11 protein-coding genes are annotated in these 26,398 nt (G+C 52.7%); 5 read left to right on the forward strand and 6 right to left on the reverse strand.

Annotation, left to right across the window (positions count from 1 at the left end; genetic code table 11):
- The first annotated feature begins 256 nt into the window (after positions 1 to 256).
- The gene (locus HG66A1_RS19625; protein WP_145187815.1) at positions 257 to 589 is read left to right on the forward strand and encodes a hypothetical protein; all 333 of its coding nucleotides are present in this window, start codon (positions 257 to 259) and stop codon (positions 587 to 589) included.
- A 161-nt stretch (positions 590 to 750) separates the two neighbouring features.
- Here the strand turns inward: HG66A1_RS19625 and HG66A1_RS19630 are convergent, their stop codons facing one another.
- From HG66A1_RS19630 to HG66A1_RS19640, 3 genes are all read right to left on the reverse strand, one after another.
- Positions 751 to 1,158, reverse strand: coding sequence for a hypothetical protein (locus HG66A1_RS19630; protein ID WP_145187818.1), 408 nt, complete (start codon positions 1,156 to 1,158; stop codon positions 751 to 753).
- A gap of 247 nt (positions 1,159 to 1,405) precedes the next feature.
- Positions 1,406 to 2,746, reverse strand: a complete 1,341-nt coding sequence (locus HG66A1_RS19635; RefSeq protein ID WP_145187821.1) for a hypothetical protein — start codon at positions 2,744 to 2,746, stop codon at positions 1,406 to 1,408.
- A gap of 406 nt (positions 2,747 to 3,152) precedes the next feature.
- Positions 3,153 to 3,779 (reverse strand): NTP transferase domain-containing protein, encoded by a 627-nt coding sequence (locus tag HG66A1_RS19640; protein WP_197996692.1) that lies wholly within the window; start codon positions 3,777 to 3,779, stop codon positions 3,153 to 3,155.
- Positions 3,780 to 3,894: 115 nt separating this feature from the next.
- Here HG66A1_RS19640 and surE point away from each other — a divergent pair, with 115 nt between their 5' ends.
- The 4 genes from surE (at position 3,895) to fhcD (ending at position 8,619) form a co-directional block, all read left to right on the forward strand.
- Positions 3,895 to 4,689, forward strand: a complete 795-nt coding sequence (gene surE, locus HG66A1_RS19645) for a 5'/3'-nucleotidase SurE (RefSeq protein ID WP_145187827.1) — start codon at positions 3,895 to 3,897, stop codon at positions 4,687 to 4,689.
- Positions 4,690 to 4,912: 223 nt separating this feature from the next.
- The gene (locus HG66A1_RS19650) at positions 4,913 to 6,961 is read left to right on the forward strand and encodes a PAS domain-containing sensor histidine kinase (RefSeq protein WP_145187830.1); all 2,049 of its coding nucleotides are present in this window, start codon (positions 4,913 to 4,915) and stop codon (positions 6,959 to 6,961) included.
- Between the two features lie 4 nt (positions 6,962 to 6,965).
- Positions 6,966 to 7,604, forward strand: a complete 639-nt coding sequence (locus HG66A1_RS19655; RefSeq protein WP_232101983.1) for a response regulator transcription factor — start codon at positions 6,966 to 6,968, stop codon at positions 7,602 to 7,604.
- Positions 7,605 to 7,689: 85 nt separating this feature from the next.
- Positions 7,690 to 8,619, forward strand: coding sequence for a formylmethanofuran--tetrahydromethanopterin N-formyltransferase (fhcD, locus tag HG66A1_RS19660; RefSeq protein ID WP_145187833.1), 930 nt, complete (start codon positions 7,690 to 7,692; stop codon positions 8,617 to 8,619).
- 9 nt (positions 8,620 to 8,628) lie between these two features.
- Here the strand turns inward: fhcD and HG66A1_RS19665 are convergent, their stop codons facing one another.
- The 3 genes from HG66A1_RS19665 to HG66A1_RS19675 form a co-directional block, all read right to left on the reverse strand.
- A complete protein-coding gene (locus HG66A1_RS19665; RefSeq protein WP_145187836.1) occupies positions 8,629 to 11,505 on the reverse strand; it encodes a 2-oxoglutarate dehydrogenase E1 component in 2,877 nt (958 codons plus the stop codon).
- Between the two features lie 392 nt (positions 11,506 to 11,897).
- Positions 11,898 to 12,263, reverse strand: a complete 366-nt coding sequence (locus tag HG66A1_RS19670; protein ID WP_145187838.1) for a DUF3467 domain-containing protein — start codon at positions 12,261 to 12,263, stop codon at positions 11,898 to 11,900.
- Positions 12,264 to 12,649: 386 nt separating this feature from the next.
- Complete coding sequence (locus tag HG66A1_RS19675; protein WP_197996693.1) at positions 12,650 to 25,606, reverse strand: Ig-like domain-containing protein; 12,957 nt, start codon at positions 25,604 to 25,606, stop codon at positions 12,650 to 12,652.
- Positions 25,607 to 26,398: the final 792 nt, after the last annotated feature.

The raw sequence follows: 26,398 nt of genomic DNA on the forward strand, positions 1-26,398 counted from the left end.
CCTGACGACGAGTCACTTCGTCCTAAATCATTTCTGTATAGACAGATACTCCTTCACATCCCCCGCCCTTCACTGGCACTTTCCGGCAAACTGGCACGTCTTCTGCATTAATGCGAGGCAGGCAGAGCAGTTTGAGTTAAATCACTCAAGCCCTCTGCTGAAAGAAAATACTCTCTCACAATCAATCTCTCTCACATAGCTGTTCATGATCGCAAGTCGGGACAGCGCACACTACCAAAGTTAAGGGGACTCTCTCATGTTGCGCGTAATGCACCGTTTGTACAATGATGAAGCCGGTTTCATCATTTCAGCCGAATTAGTCTTGGTCTTAACCATTGCCGTCCTGGCGATGATTGTTGGACTGAGCGAAGTCGCTGTGGCTGTAAACACAGAGCTCAATGACGTATCGAATGCGATTGGAGCTTTGAACCAGTCCTACTGCTTCACCGGTTTCAAAGCCAGCTGCGACGGTAAAACCAAAAGCTATGTGGCTGGCAGCTCATTTCAGGATTCGTATGATGACTGCGACCTGAATACCACCTGTGACCTGGTCACCGGTACCGCCTATGTGGGAACTGAAGGCTGGTAAGCAAAACAGTCCTCCAGTCACACACGCCGAATACCAACAAAAACAGAGGCAGGTTTCGAAAGAGACCTGCCTCTGTTTTATTATTTGAACTCAGAGAGAATCACACTGACATTCGTGCCTGATTCGAATCTCAATGAGATGGAAACCACCGGCTCGCTCTTTCAAAGACAATTCCAGAGATAGAGATCTTCTTCACGCTCCAGGGCAAGCTTTGAGAGCCGGCACAGAGCTGCAAGCAGATCCTGAAGATCCTGGTCGTTATCATAGGGAACTTCGCTGGTTTCCTTCCAAGTCTCAATCACCGCCGTCATGTCGTGTGCTTCTACGTTGGCCAGCGCTTTCACCAAAGACTCGGGAAAGATGAATGTAAGCTGATCGTAATCCTCGCTCATAGCCGCTGGTTCGAAGCTTGGGCAGGCCTGCCCCGTAAGCTGCTCATGCAAGGGCTTCAAAGCGGTACCATGTACGCGGTAGAACTCGGCGCGCCGGTCTGCTGGTCCCTCCTCCAGACCATCATTGCGTTTAGCCTCATCAGCGGAACCAACGAAGAAATAAGACGCCATGGCCATGTTCTGCTCCCACTTGCTGGTCTTGAAGTCGACTGAATGATTTCTGCAGTCCCCTTTATGTCAGGGCCATTACCATACTATCTTGCAGTGAACATATTGTCAAGCAAAGATCGAGAGAGCGGTACCGCCTGAAGAGGACAGGAATTTAATGAAACGGGGCAGCAGCAGTCTGCAGCAATGAAAAAAGGCAGGTTTCGGATGAAACCTGCCTTTGTGCGTTCACAACACTTGGGAATCGTCAGACCACTTAAGCTGAAACCTGTGGTTTAGCAGGAGCGGATTTCGGATTTGCTTCGGGTTCCGGCTCGGGAGTCGGAGCGAGCGGCTTGTTTGACCCCCGGGTCTGGGGAGCAGGAGACAGGTCGCAGTTTCCGGTCGAGCAGGCCGAAGTGGTCGGGCAGACGGTGGTAGGCACCATCGTGCAGACTTCGTAAGGCACCTTGCGGGCCACACACTTGGCAACATAACGTGTGCAGGTGACTGGTACCTGTTTGGGTACGCAGCGGGCAACACGGTGGTTTACAGTGTAAGGCACTTTGCGAGTGACGCATTCAGCCACTTTGCGGGTGCATTTTTCCGATACCATGCGGCAGGTCTGTACGGGTACTTTACGTACTTTTTCTTCACAGACCCAGCGGCAGGTTTTGTACGGAACCTTCTGAGCAACGGTTTCCGTTACCCAGCGGCAGGTCCGGTAAGGTACCTTGGTCACAACGACTTCAGGAACCATTTTGCAGACCTTCACAGGTACCTTGTTGACGACCACTTCGGGAACGTAACGGGTAACCTGAACCGGGCAGTTCTGACGGACAACCTGAGGCACATACTGTGTGCAGGGTACCTGACAGGCAACGCGGCGCAGTCTCCAGACCTTGCGGCAATGAGTTTTGCCGGGAACCTGAACCATGGTCATCCGGGGAATACCACAGGCGTCGGTGGTCCAGCAGGGACGACAACGTCCTGGTTTCTGAACCTGACGGGTTTCCCAGACTCCCTGCATACGATGCACCGTCCGGTAGGTGGTCACAGGCTTCATGACGGTGTAGCAACGCTCCTGGTTGATCGTCTCCGTCACAGGACGCATGACCGTCTGGCGGCATTCCTGTTCGATGGTTTCGACAACCGGACGCATTACAGTCCGACGGCACTCTCGCTCATGTGTTTCCCAGACCGGTTTCTGCACCTGGTAGCTGCAGTCACGGTACGCAGTTTCAACGATGGGACGTCGCACGGTGTAACGCTCTTCGCGTTCTGCAGTCTCGTATACGGGCTTCTGGACCGTATATTCGACATCGCGATAGACCGTTTCGTTGACCATACGATAACAGGTTTGCTGTTTGTCTTCGTAAACTGTCTCGTATTCCGTACGATAAGCCGTGTACTGTTGAGGTTCCATAACCTGATCGTACTCGGTCCGATAGCATGTTTTCCGCTCGACTCGGCAAGCAGTGTAACAGGCAGTCGGCTGGCAGGCAGTGGTCGGACAGCAGTTGTAGCTCGCTGCGCCAAAATACCTGCAGGCTTGTGCGGAATCGTTGACAGCCAGCATCGCCACAGCGGCGAATGCCAGGGCCAGTGTTTTTCTCATTATTTCCCCCTCCAAAAAAGTTCGTCACATGATGAAAGCGTGCGTTTTCCGATTTTTCATTTCATACATGACTGCCTGCATTATTGACATCACCTGAAAAAAGATGCAAATCAAAAGCTGACGTCCCGTATGGAAAAACCAAAATCACAGCGGGTTGTTCTATTTAGCACTCAAGCATAGAACAAATAGCTTTGGCAACTTGAGGAAAAAAGGGTGATATCGCCCTTTAGTCAAGAGGTCGATTGGCAGCGCTGTTTATAATCGTTATCACCTGCAAAGTTTCACAAATGCAACATCAGCGCTGCTTAAACGACTGCCATCACTCAACATGTGTCATGAAAACCACACGCCAAACCAGCTTAAGACGCCTTACACCCCATCACATGTAGATATCAAAACGCGTTGATCATTCAAAATCGGACGCATAACGCGCGCGAACCGCTTCCAGATCGGCGGGGGTATCCAGGTCAATTAATATCTCCGGATCGTCGCATTCCCAGAGCACCGGCGCGGCACTCCCCTCTTTCCAGAGTGCATTGATTCCCTGCGCGGCTCCCAGTTGAAAGACCTCTTGCGCGACCGACCAGCGAAAAAATGCGGGGTGCCCTTTCTTCCCTTCAAAGGAAGGAATCAGAATCCGCGCATCACTCTGCGACCAGACTTCGCACAGCCGCTCAATCAGCGTCCGTTTAAGCACCGGATGGTCGGCGGGAATGAGCAGCCAGCTGTCCTCTTCGGTGGGTGCATAGTGCGTTTCAATCCACTGCAGTCCCGCCTGCACACTGGCTTTCATATCAGGCGGATCGACCTCCGGTTGCACCAGTTCCACATTCTCTCCTGCAAGGTGCGCCGCCAACGCCTCATCTCCACCGCGGGCCACGATGACCGTGCGGGTGATCCAGGGAGTCGCCAAACCGTGGATCAGCCGCTGAATGACCGTCTTTCCGCCCAGGGAAAGCAGCAGCTTATGCGTACCCATCCGCCGGCTGTGTCCTGCGGCAGGAATGACCGCAAACAGTCTGCGTGGTGTCATAAAATCGTCCCTTCGGCTAAAATAAAATTCGACGTGTCTGACGCAAACATTCAAGGGAACGGCTTCCTCTCGGGGAGCCGTCAAACCTGTTTTCATAGAGAGTCGAGGTAGTTTCGTGCAAATCCTGTTAACCAATGACGATGGTATTCATGCCCCGGGTCTGCGGAGCCTGAGAGCCGCACTCACACAACTGGGAGACGTGGAAGTCGTCGCCCCCCTCGCTGAACAGAGTGGCGTCGGCTTGAGCATCACTTATCTGCACCCCTTGATGATACATCAGGAATTCGAGGGAGAAAAGCATTGGGGCTGGGCAGTCGCCGGCAGTCCCGCGGACTGCGTCAAACTCGGCATACTCGAGTTCTGCTCACAAAAACCAGATCTGATCGTCAGCGGCATCAACTCCGGTTCGAATGTCGGCATCAATGTACTTTACTCCGGGACGGTCGCGGGCGCCATCGAAGGTGCCTTCGCAGGGATCCCCTCGATTGCCGTCTCCGCTGCAAGCAGCTTCTCGAATGATGTCAAACCGGATTACGATCGCTGGGCCGAACAGAGCATCCCCATCATCCGTCAGTTAATGGCGCAGCAGGAGACATCCGCTGACCGTCTATGGAACATCAACTTTCCCGAAACCAGACCCGAATGGCCCTGCGGCGTCAAATGGACCTCCCTGGGCGTCAAACGCCACTTTGATGTGATGGAAAAACGCATCGATCCCCGCGGGCGTCCCTACTTCTGGAGTGGCCTTGATCCCATTATCAACCACCAGCTCGAAGCAGGTACCGATATTAAAGAGCTCTCGGAAGGTTATGTGACGGTGACGCCGCTCAAATATGATATTACCGACCATGAACGGCTTAACAGTTCCGATAATACACCGGGACAGAATTTCGATCTTCCCCCCACTTAACCGCGGAAACACAGGTCTCGTCAGGGGGACAGCGACCGCAGTTTGACAGTCGATCCCCTGTCAGGGTAACATTGTCGTTGGTGAATCTGTCTGAGTTCCGCTGCTGTGCTGCTGAATTCCTGTTTCGCCGGTACTGTTGAAATCACTTCCAAAACGATATCCAGACGCCCCGTTCGCGCTCCGCCGCCGCTGAGATCAGAAAAGGGGAAGTGAGAGGTGAATCGTGGATCAAACCAGACCTCAGGATCAAACCAGTCTGACCTCTCGTCTGCTGTCAGAGACATTCCCCGAAATTCAGACTCCCGATTTCCTGGAAAAACTTTCGGACGACAGCCATCAGTTGCTCCGTAAAATCCTCTCGATCACCCCTTTTATCATTTCAGCCGTCGATAGCCAGGGAATCGTCACCCTCTCCGAAGGAGGCGGACTCACCAGGCTCGGTTTTGAACCCGGCGAATGGGTCGGGAAATCAATCTTCGCTGAATTTGCAGACGACCCGGAACTGATCGATCTGTTCCAGCGGACCTTGCACGGCGAAAAACAGCGCCATGTCAGAACAGTCGGTGAGCAGACCCTCGACGTAGAATACACGCCTCTCTACAACGACCAGCAGGAGATCGCCGGTTTTCTCTCGGTCGCCGTCGATATCTCCGAAAAAATAGCCTCACAGGAAGAGCTGCGGCGTTCCGAGGAACGTTTCAGTACCATCTTCCAGGTCAATCCGATCGCGATGTGTATTACGGAAATCGACACCGGTATCTTTATCGAAGTCAACGAGAACTTTTTGACGGCCCTGCAATGCACGCGGGAAGAAATCCTGGGAAAAAGCGCGTTCGATATCGGTTTCTGGCCCAGTAAAGAAACGCGTCGTGAAATGATTGAGCAGGTCAAAAGCGAAGGAACCGCCCGCGAGCTGTACTTCGATTTTATCATTCCCAACGGAACCCGGCTCTGCACCATGCTCTCAGCGGTCCAGATTTATTTCCGCGGCGAAACCTTTCTGCTCTCCTGCGTGAAAGATGTAACCCGCGAACGGGCGGCCCTTGATGAACTCGAAAAACTCAACGAAAACCTGGAAGCCCGCGTCGCTGCACGCACAGCAGAGCTGCAGCAGGCTCACGCCAGTCTCAATGAAGAATACACCAAACGCAATCGCCTCTATCGGGCATTGCAACAGACCGAGGCCCGCTGGCGTTCGCTCGTAACCAACGCCCCGGACACCATCCTCACCCTCGACATCGATGGCACAATCCTGTATCTCAACCATCCGCTCGCTGACCGGGCCATGGAAGAAATCATCGGATCCTCCATCTATCAATTTCTGCCTGCCGGGGACATCCAGAAAGCCAGAACGATACTCAAACAGGTGTTCCAGACCGGAAAACCACAGGAGATGGAAACCGAAGGCGTCTCATCCTCAGGCCAGAAATACATCTATTCCTGTCGTATCGGAGCAATGGTCAGTGGCGGGATTACCATCGCAGCCATGGTCATCGCCACCGACATTACACACCAGAAACTGGCCGAACAGGAGCTGGTCCGTCGCCGCGCAGAACTGGCACACCTCTCTCGTCTGTCGACGATGGGCGAACTCGCTGCCGAACTGTCGCATGAACTCAACCAGCCGCTGGCCGCCATCAATAATTATACCAACGGCTGCATCCGCCGGATTCGTTCGGGCATTACTTCACTCGATGATCTGATCGAACCACTCGAGGAAATGTCGCGTCAGGCCCAGCGGGCCAGCGAAACCATCAAACGCCTGCGGCGTCACGTGCAGAAAAGTGAAGTCGAGCAGAAGATCCTCGATATCAACCTGGTCATCGAAAATTCGATCGCCCTGCTCCAGCATGAGATTCAGCGGAACTTTATCAGCCTGCAACTGGAATTGAGCCCCAAACCACTGCGAACCGTCGGTGATGCGATCCAGCTGGAACAGGTACTCGTGAATCTGCTGCTGAATGCGATAGAAGCCATGTCCGAACTGCCGCCCGAACAACGGAAACTGCTGATAGAATCGGATCTTCACATCAACGATAATCTTGTTATTTGCGTGACCGACAGCGGAATAGGTTTGAAAAAAGGCGAAGAAAATTCTATCTTCGAAACATTCTACACAACTAAACAAAAAGGCCTCGGCGTTGGTTTGTCCATCAGCCAGACCATTGTCGAAGCTCACGGGGGGAAACTTTACCCCCGTCGCAATAAACAGGGTACGAGCTTTTTCATCGAGCTTCCCTTAGTAAATGGAGATAACAGTGGTGGTGGCTGAAGCTATGACAATCCAACAGGAAGCAACCGTATTTGTCGTCGATGACGACCCGGCAATTCGCAAATCACTCCGCTGGCTGATTGAATCGGTCGGGCTCAAAGTTCAAACCCATGAACTCGCCAGCGAATTTCTGGAAAGTTATTCTCCCGATCACCCCGGCTGCCTGGTGCTCGATGTCCGCATCCCCGGTATGAGTGGTCTCGAACTGCAGGAGAAACTCAGGGAACGGGGCTACGACATTCCTGTCATCATCGTCTCCGGTTACGGAGATGTTCCCATGGCTGTCCGTGCCATGAAAGCGGGAGCCGTTGATTTCCTGGAAAAGCCGGTCAGCGACCAGGTTCTGCTGGATTACATCCAGAAAGGCATTGAACGCGATATCCAAAACAAGGCGAATCGAGAGCAGAACAAAGAACTCGTGGAACGCAAAGCGACACTTACCCGGCGCGAAAATGAAGTTATGAAATATGTCGTCTCGGGTTTCTCCAGCCGCGAAATTGCAGAGAAGTTGAATGTCAGCTTTAAGACGGTCGAAGCCCACCGCGCCAAGATCATGAAAAAAATGCAGGCGAAAAGTGTTCCCAAGCTGATTCAGATGGAACTGCAGATCCAGGGAAGCCCGACTCCGACTCAGGAACGCTGAGCCTTTGAATTTTGCGCCCGATCCGCCATAATCAGGGGCAGGATTTATTGGACAACACAGTTTTTATCAGCGTCCGGGCACGAACTTGAATACTCAACCAGAACTGGCATGGAACGACGTTCCCGTCTGCGACACATTTGCAGAAGCATTCACCACGGTCGGAACCCGCATTATTGTGACCGCGATCTCCGAATCCTGGGTCCGGATCGCGGCAACCGAAGTCACCGGTTACGCCACCAGTGTCATCGCCTGTGATGCCGAAGCCGGTGTCGAAAAGTTCCTCTCCCCTGAAGAGAGCCCCGATGGACGTCCCGGCGTCAGCCTGATGTTCTTCGCCTTCAGCCGCTCTGCACTTGAGAAAGCAGTCACCAATCGCGTGGGTCAGTGCATCCTGACCTGTCCCACCACTGCCTGCTACGCCGGCATCCCGGTAACAGATCCCGAAAAAGCTCTGGCTTTAGGAAAACAGCTCCGCTTCTTTGGGGATGGGTTTCAGATTTCAAAGAAATGGGAGGATCGCCGCCTCTGGAGAATTCCCGTCATGGATGGCGAATTCGTCTGCGAAGATCGCGTCGGCTCCTTCAAAGGAGTCGCCGGGGGCAACCTGCTGATCTGCGCGACGAACCAGTCTGCGGGTCTGCTCGCAACCGAAGCGGCTGTTACCGCCATGCAAGCCGTTGACAATGTCATCCTCCCTTTCCCGGGAGGCATTGTCCGCAGCGGCAGTAAGGTCGGTTCGAAATATTCTGCGCTCAAAGCCAGTACGAACGACGCCTACTGCCCGACCCTCCGCGCCGAGACCAACTCTGATCTCCCCGAAGGTACAGGCTGCGTCTATGAAATCGTCATCGACGGCGAAACGTTCGACGACGTTCAACAGGCGATGTGCGACGGGCTGCAGGCAGCCACCCAGTTACCGGGACTGCTGCAGATCACAGCGGGTAACTACGGCGGCAAACTGGGCAAACACCATTTTCACCTGGCGGAAGTCATCGCTGAACTCAAACGGAGATAGTCTCCGGGACTAAGAGTCGTCCCGGAAACTTTCTGTAAGCAGCATTTCCTGTTCGAACTGATGGCTGCGACCGGAGCCTGTTGCCGGGCTGGCACTCGCGGGACGATAAACCCCGTGCAGCGGATGGCGCCCAAACAGGTTTCCTTTGAATCGGCAGTAAATGAATCGCCAGGCGCCCATGTTTTCCGGTTCTTCCTGAACCCAGTAAACCGGGGTTCCTTCCGGATAGGGTGCCAGGGCTGCTTCCAGATCTTCATGAGGCACTGGATAAAGCTGCTCGATTCGCACGATGGCCACATCGTCACGTTCGGTCTGACGACGGCGTTCGTTCAGATCATAATAGATCTTCCCGGTACACAGCAGAATCCGTTTTACTTTCTGCGGATTCAGATCGCTCGTATCGCCGATCACCTTCATGTAGGAACCAGAGGTCAGCGAACTGAAACTGGAAACCGCATCGCGATGTCGGAGCAGACTCTTGGGAGTCATTACGATCAGAGGCTTACGCCACTTGCGGATGACCTGACGTCTGAGCAGATGGAAGAACTGGTCCGGCGTAGTCGGTACCGCAATCTGAATATTACTTTCCGCCGCCAGTTGCAGGAAACGCTCGAAGCGGGCACTGGAATGTTCCGGTCCCTGACCTTCAAACCCGTGAGGCAGCAGCATGACCATGCCGCTGTAGCGTTGCCACTTGTCTTCTGCACTGACAATAAACTGGTCGATGATGACCTGAGCCGCGTTGACGAAATCGCCAAACTGGGCTTCCCAGATAATCAGACCATCGGGACAGTCCAGGCTGTAGCCATAGTCGAAACCTAAAACCCCTGCTTCGGAAAGCGGGCTGTTCACAATCTCGACGGTGCCCTGCCCTGAAACCAGGTGCTTGAGCGGTGTGTACTTTTTACCGGTCTTCACGTCGTGCAGTACGGCATGACGATGGCTGAAAGTACCACGCTGTGCATCCTGACCGCTGACGCGAATCCGGTAACCTTCGGTCAGCAATGACGCGAATGCCAGGGCTTCTGCCGTTCCCCAGTCCAGCTTCCGCTCTCCTGCGGCCATATCCTTTCGGATCTGCAGCAAGCGTTTGATTTTCTTGTGCGGCGTAAAACCATCGGGCAGTTCGGTCTGCTTCAACAGCAAATTAGAGAGACTCTCCTCGGGAACTCCGGTATCGATCTGATCCGCGGGCAGTTCTTTTCCGCCCCGATAACCGGTCCAGATCCCGCCGGGCAGTTCGACCTTATGAGGATAATTCTCGACCCGGGCTGCCGCCAGTTCGGCTTCCAGATGGGAAACACTTTCTTCCTGTAACCGGTCGGCATCTTCCTCGGTGACCGACTTTCGTTCCAGCATCCGCTGCAGGAAGCTGTCGCGGACAGACGGCCGCTTGTCGATCACATCATACATCAGAGGCTGAGTGAATGAAGGCTCATCCCCTTCGTTATGCCCACGACGACGATAGCAGTACATGTCGATGACCACATCCCGATGGAATTCTTTGCGGAAGTCCATCGCCAGACGGACAACCTGGGCGACTGCTTCCGGATCTTCACCGTTGACGTGGAAGATTGGAATCTGCAGCATCTTGGCCACATCGGTCGCGTAGGTCGAAGAGCGGCTCTGAGCGGGGTCGGTGGTGAAACCGATCTGGTTATTCACGACAACGTGAATCGTTCCCCCCGTGCGGTAACCCCGCAGTTCGCTCAGGTTCAGGCTTTCCTGCACCACGCCTTCGCCGGCAAACGCGGCGTCACCGTGAATCAGCAGCACCATCCCCTTGGTCCGGTCAATGTTGTGCCAGCGATCCTGTTTGGCCCGCATACGTCCCATGGCAACCGGGTTCACGAATTCCAGGTGGCTCGGGTTGAAACAGAGCGTCAGGTGGACGTTGTGTCCGGATTCGGTCATCCAGTCCGAGCTGTAACCCAGGTGGTATTTCACGTCGCCGCGTCCCACGCTCATTTCTGGAACCGAATCTTCGTATTCGCGGAAAATCTCACGAGGCTTTTTGCCCATGATATTGGTCAGCACGTTCAAACGACCGCGGTGGGCCATACCGAATACGATTTCATCGACCCCCTGCTCACCTGCTTTTTCAATCGCCAGGTCGAGCAGTGGAATCAGACTTTCTGCCCCTTCCAGCGAGAAGCTCTTCAGGCCGACATACTTTTTCTGAATGAATTCTTCAAAGCCGACGGCGTCGGTCAGTCGACGCAGAATCCGCAGCGCTTCGGGACGCTCGAACTTGAGGAAGTTCGCTGTACTTTCCATTCGGGTCTGCAACCACTCACGAACCCGCAGACTGTCGATGTGCATGAACTGCGCACCGATCGACCGGCAGTAGGTGTTTTTCAGCCACTGAATCATTTCCCGCAGCGTTCGCTGTTTCGGACCACCAAAAGTGGAGGTCGAAAAGACCCGGTCGTAATCCCGCTCGGAGAAATCGTAAAACTCGGGCATCAGTTCAGCCGGTGTTGCCCGCTTTTTCCCCAACGGATCGAGCGACGCCAGAATGTGTCCCCGCACGCGATAGTTACGGATCAACTGGTCCAGACGTTCCTGCCGGTCGGCGATCTTCATTGTCTGGCGATCGACGGCCTCATTCCGGACGGGTGACGGCGGATTGAACATCGAATGACGTTTGAATGTGGGACCGAAACCCGGCTTGCGTTTACGGGCTGACTTCTGGGGGAACCTGGCAAAATAATTTCGCCATTCCTCGCTCACCGAACTGGGTGACTCCAGATAGCTCGTGTAGAGGTCTTCTACGAAGGTTAACGATTCCGAGCTTAATTCGTTAATTAAATCGTCGGGCAGCGAAACGTCGCTCTGCCCGTTGCCGTCATGGTAAGACGAAGCGGGATCTGGTTTATCTAACATTCTGCCCTCTCCGGGCTGTAATTAAGAACAACCGACATACGCCTCCTGCATCTCAGGAAACCTGAAAGAGCAGGAGTTCTGTCGCAGTTACGGTTTCGAAAAGATACTACTTCTACGATATCCTATAAGATCTGAGATTGAAAGCGCCTCACTCCAGACCTCTTGCAGTATCATAAATAAAGTTAGCAAACTGCCATACGCTTTCCTACTCAACCGCTGCCAGTCTTTTATTCAATTTTTCAGGAAAAACCAGAATATCAGTCACCTGACGAATGGATGCAAAGCCCCGCCCCTGCGGCCCGACATTGCAGTAAAAAACCGGCTCCGTTACACCAGGTAACGGGCCGGTTCAGAAGATCGCGGCCTGAGAAACTCAGGCTGTCATCAAGAGACTAGGTCTGCTGCTGACGCACGACGCGTTTCCGGATGTCTGTTTCCAGAACACCGAAGGCCTGCTCATGCCGCTGCAGAGCCATTGAGAGAGCACTCAACAGACGCTTGGCTGTGTAGTGATTCAGAATGATCCGCTGTCCCACGGTGATTTCAGTGTTGGCGGGATCCAGTGGCTGCGGGTTCAGTCCCAGGTCCAGAATCAACTCTTCTGGAGTACTGGAAACGCGACAGAAATTGGCATAGCTGGCAATGACATTTGCATCATTAACCTTGACCTGCTGCTGCTGCTGAGCCGGGGCCTGAGCCTGTTCTGCAGCTGGTTCTGGTGTTGCTTCAGCTGGTTTGTCATCTTTCTTAGCACTCACGCTTGATTTCTCCTCAATGTTACAAAATCTGAAGAAGTTATTGGTTCCGGATATGGGACCTGTACGGACCGGAGACGAAGAGCGCCTGCGGTAACAGGCAGTTCATCCCGGTAAAAAAAGATCAGTTCGTCCCGAGTTCCCTCAAGACACCTGAAACATAACATCGGCCTGTTCACTATTCAAGAACAGAAACCTAAGTCTTTCAAACTCTTACGAGACAGGGCATCGACCCTGACGAAAATTACTGTATGTTGTCAAAAAGCAACTCAATCACCTATCTTCCCTACAACAGCCAGTTGTCGTTGCACTTAAGAAAAAAGGCCCTGATATGTCATCATACGTCACATATCAGAGCCTGCTGAATTTAAATTCAGTGAATTAGCGATTTAAAGTATGGGACCTGCCCAGTTTGAGAAGACTGCATCAAAGTCGCCATCTCCATTCTGGTCCAGTCCTGTCAGCTGCCAGTCGGCAGGATCCAGCTCACTCAATTCGTGACCCAGAATCTCGCCGGACTCGATAATCGACAGGCCGTGTTCCCGCAGCGACTGAACGAATTCTTCATTCAGACCTTCCAGCAGTGTCAGATCCAGTTCAGCTGGATCTGCTCCCTGGGAGAGCTGATTCAGAGTGTTCCAGACCTGATTCCAGATCACAGGCAGATTCGAGCCTGCAGGGTCACTCTGGCTTCCAGTGGCGTCGAAGCTGACCTGAGCCAGTTCTACCAGGGGAGCCAGCGGCTGGATTGCTTCAGGCAGAACAGTTTCATCGCTGCCTGTCAGAGGCAGATTTGCCATCAGCGGAGCGTTGACGCCCACCAGAATCTCGAAGTCGCCAGACGCAGCCGTCTCATGAGCGGTCTGCAGAATCAATGCATCCAGAATCGAAGGCAGTTTCCGCACACCCGGATCCAGTGTCGCGTTCATGACGTCGCCGTCATGTACCGAATCATCCAGGTGCAGGCCATCGTCTGTCAGCGTTGCTTCAAATCCGTTGCCGACGAAGCTCAGCGTACCACCTACGCCCACCTGAATGTGGCTTTCGAATGGTGCATAAGTATCTGTGAAGCCGGCAACGTGACCGATTTCATGCAACAGCACGGTTAACAGGTCGTAATGACCCGCCGCATCGGAATTGATGTCAGCCGTGTAAGACACGCCCCCTTCCAGCTCGCCACCACCAAAGGCAGTTGTCGAGATGTCAGAGTACCAGCCCAGGCCGGCGGCATCGTCGTCCAGTGTCACAATCCCCGCGACAGGTCGGCCCTGCTCGTCGACAGCGGTGATCTGGCCTTCACCCAGTTGAGTGCCGCCCAGGTCGGTGATCACCAGCTGGATATCCAGAGGCTCATCCATTCCCAAAGCGTCCTGCCAGATGCTCAGTGCCGTATCCATTACCTGATCGATCGAAGAGTCACCACTGATGTTGGTGGTCTTACCATACCAGCGTTGCAGGAAGTTCGACGGGTAGATCACATCGCGATTTCCCCCCTTCGAGACACCGTAGTTAGTGGCAAAGAACGTGAGGTCTTTGTAGTTAACGGTACCACTCTTGTCGGCATCGAGAGCCCAGACATAAGGTGAATTCGTATCCAGAACGTTGTCACCGTAGACGGAGGCCAGAATCATCAGGTCACGGAAATTGATGATGTCATCGTCGTTGACATCGTAGGCGATCGCCCACAGATCCGTTTCCGGTGCATCTCCGATAACCACATTGGTTTCAGCACCCTCTGACAATCCGACGCCAACATTGGTTAACGAAAGTCCCAGTGCATGCGGGCCGATGAATTTATCTTCGAAGTCGATCGAGACATCATCCTGTTCGAGCGATTCAAATTTAACCCGGGCCAGCAGAGCTTTCTTCATGCTCCCTACACGTTCCTGAGTGGAGGTCCCGTTGATGCCGGTTACGACACCGTTGGCATCGTCGATGATCGCTCCACCGTCGCCTGCGAAGGCACTACCAAATTCAATTTCGGTTGCCGTAAAGAAGTTGGTGTTGTAATTCAGATCCGCAACCGCGTTCAGAATTGCATCCGCATCGGCTGTTTCCACATAGATTTCAACCCAGAAAGAGCTCCACTCGTCGATCCAGGTATCGCTGGCGGGCAACGAACTGACATGGCCGGTGGAATCGATGTCTGTCTGATTCCGCACGACGACCATATCAACCGTGGATCCTTCCGTCAGAGTCTGATCGGTCGAGATCGATTGAGTCCCGTGTAACGGAGGTGCTCCCGCACTGACGGTAATCGTCAGGTCGTAGCTCCCGCCATCGAAGACATCAATGTCGACACTCGAATTGCTGGCCGAATCCCGACCGGCCGTGGTGGTCGGATCGTAGGATGTCACGGCATTATAGGCGGCGTTGAAAGCACTGACGCCGATATAGAATTCGCCCGCACTACCGGTATTGTTGGTGAAGGTCACATAGGAGTCTTTCTCCCCATATTTGACCAGGAACTCATCCGGAGCGAGATCGTTGTCCGAGAAAGCCACCTGTGTACCTGTTGCATCAAAGATGCGGATCACGCTGTCCAGCCCGGTGAAGAACATGCCGCCGTCGATATCAACGGTTACCGTGTCACCTGCATTCAACTGCACATGGAACATATCCACGTCGGCAAACAGGTCCTTATCGACATTGGGTCCATCCGGATCAGCCAGCGGATTATCCAGGTTGGCAGCGACTTCGTTAATTGCTCCCTGGTAAACCACAGTTCCCTGGCTGGCAGATGACAGACCTGTTTCTTCCGCGGTTCCGATCGTATCACCGAACTTGTCGGATTGATCTTTCTCGAATGTGGAGGTGATCGAACCAGTGAAGTTCAGCGTAATCTCTGCCCCCGTCGAATCAACAAATGTCATCGTCCGGCTGATAGGTACGACCAGCGTGTAAACGCCACCGCTTTCAGTCAGTTCGGCATTGGTCCAGGAACTCAAGCCTGCGGGAGGCGTTCCCCCTGGATTAAAGAAGACCATATCCAGACCAGTTGTCGATTCCGAATTACGCCCGGTGATGAAGGCCCCACCAGCAAAAGCAATGTAGGAATCAATCTGGCCGTAATCCAGGGTCCATGTATCGGTGATGTTGAATAATCCACCTGACAGAGCCTGCTGGCTGGAGAACATCGATGCGATGGCATCCCGGATAGCCAGATTCAGTTCACCACCAAACAGGCTGCCTTGCAGACCAAAGTCCGCCAGATCGAAATTCGTCAGATCGCCAGTCGCTCCCCGTGCTGGATTTGCCAGTCCCGACGGATTGACTTCAGCATAGGAATCCACGATCTGAACGTTGGTCGGATTATCGAGGTCATCCAGCACAACATTGACTCGACCGCTCAGACTGGTGCCATCCAGCCCCACATTCTGCGGGGTCAGGTTGGTTGTTTCACCACCACTGGTAACAGATCCGGAAATGGAAATGTTACTCTGGTCAGTCTGCACATTGAACTGATACGACTGATCCTGAGTCACATTCGTTTCTACAACAGAAATCTGACTCGGATGGATGATACCGCCGCTGCTGGACAGCGAGTTCTCAGACAGCGTGATCGAATAGTTGATCGGGGTTCCATCGGTCACATCAAAGGCCTTGAATTCCCCGTAACCGACACGTGAGTAGCTGCCTTCGGCACCAACCCCCAGTGTGAAACCGATACCATTGAAATCCAGAATCACATTGTTTTCGTTATCGGTCAGACCGACACCTGGCACGAAGGTGAAAGCACTGGCACCATCGGTAGCGACGCCGCGTAAACCTTCAGGAATATTGCCGGCACCTTCCCAGTTCAGGGTCACATCGACCCCCAGGAAGCCGGGAGCGTCCGCACCTGACAGCAGCTGGCTCAACTGGTCGCTGACCCAGATTTCCACAACGTAATCCTGTCCGGTGTAGTAGCTCGTCTGCTCGGACGGTAAGGCTCCTACATTGTCGACCTCAGGTGAGACCTGAATATTGTTGCCGGAGAGTTTGCTTTTCACTCCGCCAGTCAGCTCTACCTGAATCGCCAAATCACCATTGTACAACTTATCGATGATAGCACTGGTCAACCCAATTGGATCACTGGCAGCCCAGGTCCCCGTCAGAATGTCTTCTGTCAGGTCGAAATCAGGATTATCATCCGCTAAAGTTGCATGATAAATCGTAAACAGAACCGCATCCGAATTCGACGTATCAATAACTCGTACGGCAGTCAGATCGGTGTCCACGTTGACGATCGGATCAGGACCAACGGCATTGTTATAGTCGCTTAGCGAAATGGTATAGTTCAGATCCTGCAAACCATTGGTCAGGTTAAAGACACCAGCCCCTTTACCTGAGTCCAATGTCTCTAATGTCTGAGACGCACGGAAGTAGGTAAAGTCACGTCCTTCAGAAGCCGTCGGACGGGCGATCAGACGGATCTCAGCCGTTCCGGCAGGATCAGGTGTGACGAGGAAGTCGTCTACAACCTGAGCTGAAACGCCATCGCTGGAAGTCGCTGTCACAGTAATCTTCACGGGCTGACGCACCTGAGAGACACTGTAGGTCGTGTATTGGATGTGCAGCTCATTTCCAGAGATAAAGATGAGACCGTTGTTAGTCCAGAAACCACTGGGCAACGGATCATCGTTTTCGAGTGATGCGCTGACACTGTAGCTGATCGTGTCACCGGCGTCTCCATCACTGAAGAAATTATCCAGGTTGATAATTTCTTCGGTCAAACCATCGCGAATCAGGTCTGGAAGAGGCGTTGACAGAACCAATGGTTCATTCGAACCGGTCACGGTTACGGTCACCGTGGCGGTATCTGTCGAACCGTTTCCATCGTCGATGGTATAAGAGAACGTATCCGTTTCACTCATCTGAGGTGTCGTCAGGTGATTAAAGGCATTGTTCGGATCATAAGTAATCGTTCCATTGGCTTCGATGGTGACGATCGCCCCTTTGGTGGTCGTGATCGTAGTTGCCTGGGTTCCATCCAGGTTATCCAGTTCTGTTACGGTCAGGATATCGCTGGTATCGGGATCAGAATCGGCTCCCGATCCGTTATCAACACGCACATCAAAGTTCAATGAATTATTTTTGGTGGTCGAAACCGCGTCGTCTTCTGCAACGACCGGGTCATTCACACCAGTAATGGTCACCGTAACCGTTGCCGTGCTGGTACCACCTTCTTCATCAGTGATGGTATAAGTGAATGTTTCAGTGGCTGACTCACCGTCCGCGAGATAATTGAACGCACCATTCGGATCGTACTCTAAGGCACCGGTCGATTGAATCGTAACAGCCGCACCTGAAGAGAGCATGAAGGCACCGCCGACGCTTCCGACACTGCCTCCCTGATTGACGCCGGTCACGGTGAACGAGTCACTAGCATCGCCATCGGCATCGACACCACTACCATTATCAGAGAAGACGTTCACGCCAGTCAGGGTCGTTTCCTCATCTGTCTGGAACGCATCATTCTGGGCAACGGGATCATCATTGACACCATTGATGGTGATGGTCAGCGTCTGGGAAACCGTTTCCCCGTTGTTGTCGGTGATATCGTAGCTGTAGGTAATCACTTCAGATTCCCCGGCAGCCAGATAGCCGTAGAAGCTTGTATCAATGTCCCAGCTCGAAGCCGTGGTCATTGTAATGCCGCCATCGTTTCCGGCGTTGGTTTTCAACAGGTTGATCACAGAGAGCGTATCGCTTGTATCCACATCGGTGGTATTGGTCAGCAGATCCACGTTCACGCTGCCATCATCTTCCGTGCTGGTAGAAGTTACCGCTGCACTGATAACGGGAGCATCATTCACGCCATCGATCTGAATATCGACCGAGGCGGAATCGGTCCCGCCATTGCCGTCACTGATCGTGTAGGTAAAGGAATCGGTTGCTGTTTCACCGACCGCCAGGGACTCAAATGCCCCATTCGGATTGTAAGTAAACGTACCATTCGACTGCATGGTCACGATGGCTCCGGAAGCAAGCGTAAATCCGCTGCCAATGCTGCCGGTTGTCATCCCCTGGCTGACGCCAATTACAGTCAGGATATCACTTCCATCAACGTCACTGTCCACACCGAAGTTATTATCGACAAAGACATCGGCTCCGACGAGAGTTGTATCTTCATCGGTGGTCACTCTGTCGTGAACGGCAACAGGATCATCATTAACACCATCGATGGTAATGGTGACCGTAGCGGTATCGGTTACAGTCCCATCGCTGATGGTGTAGGTGAAGGAATCGGTTGTCGATTCGCCATCAGCCAGATATTCGAATGAATTATTGGGATTGTAACTGAACTTCCCATCTGCCTGCATCGTGACGATGGCTCCGGAAGCAAGCGTAAATCCGCTGCCGATGCTGCCGGTATTACCGCCTTCACTGACACCGACAACAGTCAGTGTGTCGTTTGTATCTACATCGCTGTCTACGCCACTACCATTGTCGATGAAAACATCGCCATCCGGCAGAGTTGTATCTTCGTTGGTAGTCACAGCATCAGCGACCGCTTCCGGTGGATCATTCAGACCATAGATGAATACCGTTACGGTCGCGGAATCGGTCCCGCCGTTACCGTCGCTGATGATATAAGTGAATGTATCGCTGGCAGACTCGGTGGCCCCCAGGTAATCGAAGGCTCCATTCGGATCGTAGTCGAAAGTACCGTCAGCCAGCACTGTCACAACCGCACCTGAGGCAAGCGTGAACCCGCTGCCCACAGTCCCCGTATTCACACCCTGGCCGATGCCAATTACGGTCAATACATCGCTGAAATCGATATCAGTATCTTCACCGTTTGAGTTGTCATCGAAGAGATTTTCGCCAGTGAGAGCGAAATCCTGAGTTGTGGAAAATTCGTCAGCAGCAGCCACTGGAGGATCATTCACACCTGTAATAGTGATTGTCACAGTTGCCGTATCAGTTGCCGTTCCATCGCTGAGGGTGTAGGTGAATGAATCCGTAACGGTTTCATCTACTGCCAGATCTTCAAAGGAATTATTGGGATCATAGCTAAAGGTTCCGTCTGACTGCAGTGTGACCACGGCACCAGAGACGAGCGTAAACGCACTGCCCACAGAACCGGTTCCACCACCATCACTGATCCCCGTTACGGAGATTGTGTTGCTTGCATCGATGTCACTGTCGGCTCCACTGCCGTTATCATCCAGGACATTTCCCCCATTGAGGACAGTATCCTCATTTGTGCCAAAGGCATCAGGAGCGGCTACCGGAGCATCGTTCGCACCAGAGATGGTAATAGAGGCAATCAGTTGAACCGTGCCGCCATTACTATCTGTCACATCGTAATGGTACACAATGACGGCATCTTCACCAGCAGCCAGATAGCCGTAAGCACTCGGATCGATGTCGAGCGAGTTACCGTTCACGGTGATACCAACATTGTTACCGCTGAACTTGACTATGTTAGTAGCCGACAGGACGTCTGTAGTATCGTCATCGCTGACATTCTGCAGCAGATCAATGCTGTAGCTACCGTCATCTTCAGTCACCGCTGAGGTGATGGTCAGAATCGTTGCAGTCGGATCATCATTCACACCCAGGACGGTGATGGTAGCAGTCTGAGCGACTGAACCACCGTTGCCGTCGATCACATTATAAGAGTACTCGATGACGGCGGTTTCCCCGGCTGCCAGGCTGTTGTAGGCATTGGGGGTAATCTGGAGCAGGTTTCCGTTGACAACAATTCCGCTGTCATCACCGCTGGTCTTAGTCAGATTAGCGACCACCAGCGTATCGCTCTGATCGATATCACTCGCATGCGACAGCAGGTTGAGTGCATAGACACCATCATCTTCTGTCGGAATAGACTCAACTCCCATCGAAACGATCGGAGCATCATTCCTTCCGTCAATGGTTATCGAGACGGTCTGTGATACTATACCGCCGTTGCCATCGATCACCTCATAACTATAAGTAATTACTTCGGATTCACCGACAGACAGGTAGCTGTAGAAGCTCGGGTCAACACTCAGCGATGTACCGCTGGGGGTAATCCCGCCGACATTGCCTGCATTGGTCTGTACCAGATTCTGGATCGCCAGCGTATCGTTCGTATCGACATCATTGGCATTGTCCAGCAGGTTAACACTGAAACCGCCAGCATCTTCGTTACTGGTCGAGACGACAGGAGCACTCACTGTAGGAGCATCGTTCACACCGGTCACGGTTACCTGTACGGTTCCGGTAGCGAAGCCGCCACGTTCATCCTCTACAGTGTAGGTGAAAGTATCAACGGCTAGCTGCCCCACGGACAGATAATTGTAGGCGACCGAAGGATCGTAGTTGATGGTACCATCGAGGTTCAGAGTCAGTGCCGCACCACCATTGGAGGTCATGCTGGGCAGACCGAAAACAGTCAGGTTACTGTCGTCACCATCCGGGTCTGTGTCGTTAGCCAGAACGTCGATGTTCAGGAGTTCGGTATCTTCGTTGGTTGCCACGAGATCAATATTGGCGATTGGGGCCTGGTTGGCTGAAATGGTCAGTGTCACCGTAGCGACATCGACACCGCCGTTACCGTCGTCAATTTTGTAATCGAAAGAATCGGTCGCGGTGGCCAAGCCAGTCAGATAATCGAACTGACCGTTCGGATCATAGGTAAAGGTACCATCAGCATTCAAAGTCAACAGAGCACCAGATCCCAGCGTCACTTCCGTACCAACATCCGTTGACTCGCCATTGACCTCACTGACATCAAAGGTGTCACTGGTATCAGGATCGCTATCGACGCCACTGCCGTTGTTCGCGAAGACATTACCACTAAAGACCTGCTCTTTGTTGACATCCACAGCGTCATCTTGAGCAACAGGAGCGTCGTTCACACCGGTAATTGTCACTGTAGCGGTCTGAGCTACTGAGCCCCCTTCGCCATCGATTACGTTGTAGCTGTAAGTAATCACGGCAGATTCACCAACGGCCAGATAGTTGTAGGCACTCGGATCAATGTCCAGAGAGTTACCGTTAACCGTGATGCCGCTGGCATCGCCACTGTCCAGAGTAAGACCACTGACGTTCAACACATCGGTCGTATCCGGATCGCTGGCATTCGTCAGTAGATCCAGGCTGGAGGTACCGTCGTCTTCCGTCGCAGTTGTCGTGACGGCGGCACTCACGGCAGGAGCGTCGTTCACACCGGTAATTGTAATCGTGGCAGTCTGGGCAACGGAGCCCCCTTCACCATCAATGACGTTGTAGCTGTAAGTAATCACGGCAGATTCACCGACGGCCAGGTAGTTGTAGGCACTCGGATCAATGTCCAGTGAATTCCCGTTGATCGTAATGCCACTATCGTCGCCGCTATCCAATGAAAGACCACTGACGTTCAACACATCGGTCGTATCTGGATCACTGGCGTTCGTCAGCAGATCCAGGCTGAAGCTGAGATCGTCCTCTGTCGCAGTTGTCGTGACCGCGGCACTCACTGCAGGAGCGTCGTTCACACCGGTAATTGTAATCGTGGCAGTCTGGGCAACGGAGCCCCCTTCACCATCGATTACGTTGTAGCTGTAAGTAATCACGGCAGATTCACCAACGGCCAGATAGTTGTAGGCACTCGGATCAATGTCCAGAGAGTTACCGTTAACCGTGATTCCGCTGTCATCACCGCTGTCCAGTGTAAGACCACTGACATTCAACACATCGGTCGTATCTGGATCACTGGCGTTCGTCAGCAGGTCCAGGCTAAAGGTACCGTCGTCTTCCGTTGCGGTCGTTGAGACGGCTGCACTGACTGCAGGAGCATCGTTCACACCCGTAATTGTAATCGTGGCGGTCTGAGGAACCGTGCCTCCTTCGCCATCAATAATGTCATAGGAGTAGACAATCACGGCAGATTCACCGACGGCCAGATAGTTGTAGGCACTCGGATCAATGTCCAGTGAATTCCCGTTGATCGTGATGCCACTGTCGTCGCCGCTATCCAATGAAAGACCACTGACGTTCAACACATCGGTCGTATCTGGATCACTGGCGTTCGTCAGTAGATTCAGGCTGAAGCTACCCTCGTCTTCTGTGGCAGTTGTCGTGACGGCGGCACTCACGGCAGGAGCATCGTTCACACCCGTAATTGTAATAGTGGCAGTCTGGGCAACGGAGCCCCCTTCACCATCGATTACGTTATAGGTGTAAGTAATCACGGCAGATTCACCGACGGCCAGGTAGTTGTAGGCACTCGGATCAATGTCCAGTGAGTTACCGTTAACCGTGATGCCACTGTCGTCGCCGCTGTCCAGTACCAGGTTACTCACGTTGAGCACATCGGTCGTATCGACATCGCTGGCATTCGTCAGCAGATTCAGGCTGAAGCTGACATCGTCTTCAGTCGCGGTCGTTGAGACTGCGGCACTGACAGTCGGATCATCGTTCACACCGGTAATGGTGATGTTGACGGTTGCAGTACTTGTGCCTCCCTGGGCATCCTCGATTGTGTAGGTAAAGCTGTCACTTGCAGATTCTCCAACAGCCAGATAATCGAACTGGCCATTCGGATCATAGGTAAATGTTCCGTTCGCATTAACCACCACACTACCGGTAGTCAACGAATCATCGAAACTGGTCACAGTGAAGGCCTGACTTTCAACATCACTGTCAACACCGTTTCCATTATCAGCGAACACATCGCCGTTCAGTGCCGTATCCTCATCGGTGGTCACGTCATCATCAACAGAGACAGGAGCATCATTCACACCGGTGATTGTGACTGTCACGGTCGCAGTATCCGTACCCCCCTGAGAATCCTCGATCGTATAGGTAAACGTATCGGTCGCGGATTCGCCGTCGGCCAGGTATTCGAACTGGCCGTCCGGGTTGTAGGTGAAGGTACCGTCTGGATTAACCGAGACGATTCCGATCGTCCCCGCGTCATTGACGCTGGTCACAGTGAAAATCTGGCCTTCAACGTCGCTGTCCACACCACTGCCATTATCGGCGAACAGATCACCGCTGGTCGGAGTGTCTTCATTTGTCGTAAATCCATCATCTTCTGCGATCGGGGCGTCGTTAATGCCATGAATCCTGATGGTGTAGGTGCCTCCATCCGTACCACCGTTGCCATCGGAGATTTTATACGTAAATGCTTCGTCGTAAGATTCACCAACGGCTAGAAAGTCATAGCTATCGTTCGGGTCAAAGGTGAAACTGCCGTCTGCATTCGCAGTCAGCAACCCTCCGAGTCCGATGGAAATTGTAGCCCCCACATTCCCGACAGCGCCATTAATTTCCGTTATCAGCAGGGAATCGTCTTCCGCATCAGTGGCAAATTCAAAAATCGCCCCGGCGGGAGCGCTTACAGGATTATCTTCATCTGCGCCTGCCGTCAGAATTGTATTGGGATTGGCGACAGGATCATCATTCACACCGGTAATGGTGATTGTCACGGTCGCGGTATCGGTGCCGCCGTTTCCATCGCTGAGGGTGTAGGTAAAGGTTTCGGTCGCGGTCTCACCTAGAGCCAGATAGTCAAACACCCCATTGGGTTGATAAGAAATAAACCCACCGCTGAACAGTGTCAACGATGCACCGGAAGCCAGCACAACCTCATTACCCACATTGGCTGCGCTACCATTGACGGCCGTTACCTCAATACTGTCGCTCGTATCAGGATCGTAGTCCGCACCATTGCCGTTACTGTTGATCACACTGTGGTGATTCATATTCAGTGTTTCGTTTTGAGTGATCGTAAAGTCATCATCCTGAGCAACGGGTGCATCGTTCACGCCATGAATGGTAATGGTCACCGATGCCGTATCCGTGCCGCCGTTACCATCGCTGATCTTGTAGGTAAAGGTTTCGGTCGCAGTCTCACCGACAGCCAGATAATTGTAGACTCCGGCTGGATCAAACGAGAAACTGCCATCTGACTCGAGTGTCAGTTTTCCACCTGCGCCGATCGTAATCTCATTTCCAATATCTACAGAGGAACCGTTCACTTCTGTTACGGTCAGCGTATCATTCTCGACATCGGAATCAGCAGTTGCAGGATTTGCAACCAGTACATTGCTGGCACCATTAAGCAGGGTATCTTCATCGGTGCTGAAACTGTCGTCTACGGCAACCGGGGCATCGTTCACTGCGTTGACCGTGACAGTAAAGGTATTCGACAGCACGGTATTCCCGGCGACGTCAATAGCTCGAATCACAATATCCGCCGACCCACTTACATCCTGCCGGGAAGTCAAAATGAGTTCGTTTGTGGCGAAATCAAAATTGACAATGGCATTGGTAATGGAATCAACACTGTAGCTGAGCGGGGTTCCACCGTTCTGATTAAAGAAATCAGTGAAGGGGCCCAGGTTGAAGCTGCCGAAATCTTCGTTGAGTGTCTGGTTCCCGATCGGAGTCGCTGTGGTAGGTGCAATCGTATCCAGTTCAAAATTGACATCGAAGGCACCAGCCGGACTGACATTGGCATGTTCATCCACAGTCATGAAGTGCAGCGTGTGCGTGCCCCCTTCCAGCGAACCACCACCATTCAGGTTGGCTTCCAGCCAGCCACGGGTTAACGTGAAGGTTCCCCCATTGGCACCGCCGGAGAGTTGCCCGAAGATATCCACAAAGCTGCCCCCATCCAGGGCGACTTTGAACTGGGTAATCAGGCTTTCGTCAGAAACGGTACCGACAATCGTCAGATCGTTGGTGATGCCGTCCGAATTGGAAACTCCGGAATCCGTCTGCAGGCCGGCTACTACAGCCGGCGCATCCTGGTCCCCAATCAGTTCCAGTTGCACCGCAGGTACGTTGCGGTTGTTGTTCATCATCTGCAGGTCGTAGTTGTCGATGTCACCATCTTTGTCACCGTCCTGCTCTTCAGAGTAATAATTCTGGGTAGGATCCAGACCCATTGACATAATCATCTGAGAGGTGAAATGATTGAACCCAAACAGATGCTGGTAAGAGGCAGCCAGCGCCTGCTGATATTCTGTATCACTGACAGAGCCACTGCCGTCAGAGTCACCCGGCATGAAGATGTCGATAGTGAAATTACCAGTGGCTGCTGTCTGTCCCTGGACGAAGATCGAGTAGTCACCAGGAGCCAGTGTGGCCAGGACCAGTGAGCTGGACGTGCCAGCATGATCGTGTTCAGCCAGTTGCAACGGCACCACGGCATTGGTGTTCGCATCCAGAATCTGGACCGCAGCCGGATTGAATGCAGAGCCGGGAGAGGCATGAACCTCAAATCCCAAAGTGGGCGAGCTGCCAGCACCAACCGTCAGCAGCAGTTCAGTCGAATCATTTGGCTGGTTTACTGAACTCTCCAGCGACGCCAGGATGTTGCTCGCCAGCAGGGTCCGGTCTTCCAGACGCTCTACGTGGCTGGCATATCCAATCGGACGAGACATCCGAAAAGGTAAACGACGCTTGAATTTGCGAGTAGAGTTGCGGCCAAATAATCTCTTGAGGCTCTTCATAGTGTTTTTACTCGTATTGGATTGGATAGTGGTCAAAGAATATACAGGTATGGCAGATGAGGATATTTACTGTCGAAATAGACACATACTTTGACGATTAAGCGAATTAAACCTAACAGTCAGCCACTTGTTCGAAATACGTTTTTTTCTTTTTGAGTACGCATTTTTAGCTCAAGTTTTCAGCTAATAATGCAATTTATGAAATATCTTTGCCTACGCTTGAAGGAATTGCAATTAATAAAAAGGCAATCTGGAATGTTTAGGAAATCTAGTTCAGGTTGTAGGACCTTCGTAAAGATCAGCGCAAAAATGAGTTTCATGTTCAGTAGGGGGGATAGGACAAGCTGATGCCTTAACTCAACAATAAAGTTTCATTTAGGCAACACGCTTGTTAAGAAACCTGAACAAAACCCAAAAAGAAATCAACGGATTCCGATATGTGCCACACGAGCACACTCAGGCACGCCCGCTCCCCGTAAATTAGGCAATCCAGAGGGGAACTTAACGTTTACAACCGAAAATCAGTATGAAGAGACCTGTTCAGCACAAAATTGATTCGCCAGAGCTGATCTGACATACCGAACTAGAGTGAAGAAGAGTGATTATGACTCTCCCGCGGGATTTCTACCTCGACCGAGGCCTGAATCTCCTGGATCAGGTCACTCTAAAACAGATATACATTGTTTGAGCTGAATCAGTTCGTCCTGACATCCTGCAGCTGGA

The sequence above is a fragment of the Gimesia chilikensis genome (assembly GCF_007744075.1).
Taxonomy (GTDB): domain Bacteria; phylum Planctomycetota; class Planctomycetia; order Planctomycetales; family Planctomycetaceae; genus Gimesia; species Gimesia chilikensis_A.

Coding starts and splice junctions, on each gene's coding strand:
- HG66A1_RS19630 (WP_145187818.1), bottom strand. CDS start 1,158: ATGGCCATGGCGTCTTATTTCTTCGTTGGTTCCGCTGATGAGGCTAAA.
- HG66A1_RS19625 (WP_145187815.1), top strand. CDS start 257: ATGTTGCGCGTAATGCACCGTTTGTACAATGATGAAGCCGGTTTCATC.
- HG66A1_RS19675 (WP_197996693.1), bottom strand. CDS start 25,606: ATGTCTCGTCCGATTGGATATGCCAGCCACGTAGAGCGTCTGGAAGAC.
- HG66A1_RS19635 (WP_145187821.1), bottom strand. CDS start 2,746: ATGAGAAAAACACTGGCCCTGGCATTCGCCGCTGTGGCGATGCTGGCT.
- HG66A1_RS19640 (WP_197996692.1), bottom strand. CDS start 3,779: ATGACACCACGCAGACTGTTTGCGGTCATTCCTGCCGCAGGACACAGC.
- HG66A1_RS19665 (WP_145187836.1), bottom strand. CDS start 11,505: ATGTTAGATAAACCAGATCCCGCTTCGTCTTACCATGACGGCAACGGG.
- HG66A1_RS19655 (WP_232101983.1), top strand. CDS start 6,966: ATGACAATCCAACAGGAAGCAACCGTATTTGTCGTCGATGACGACCCG.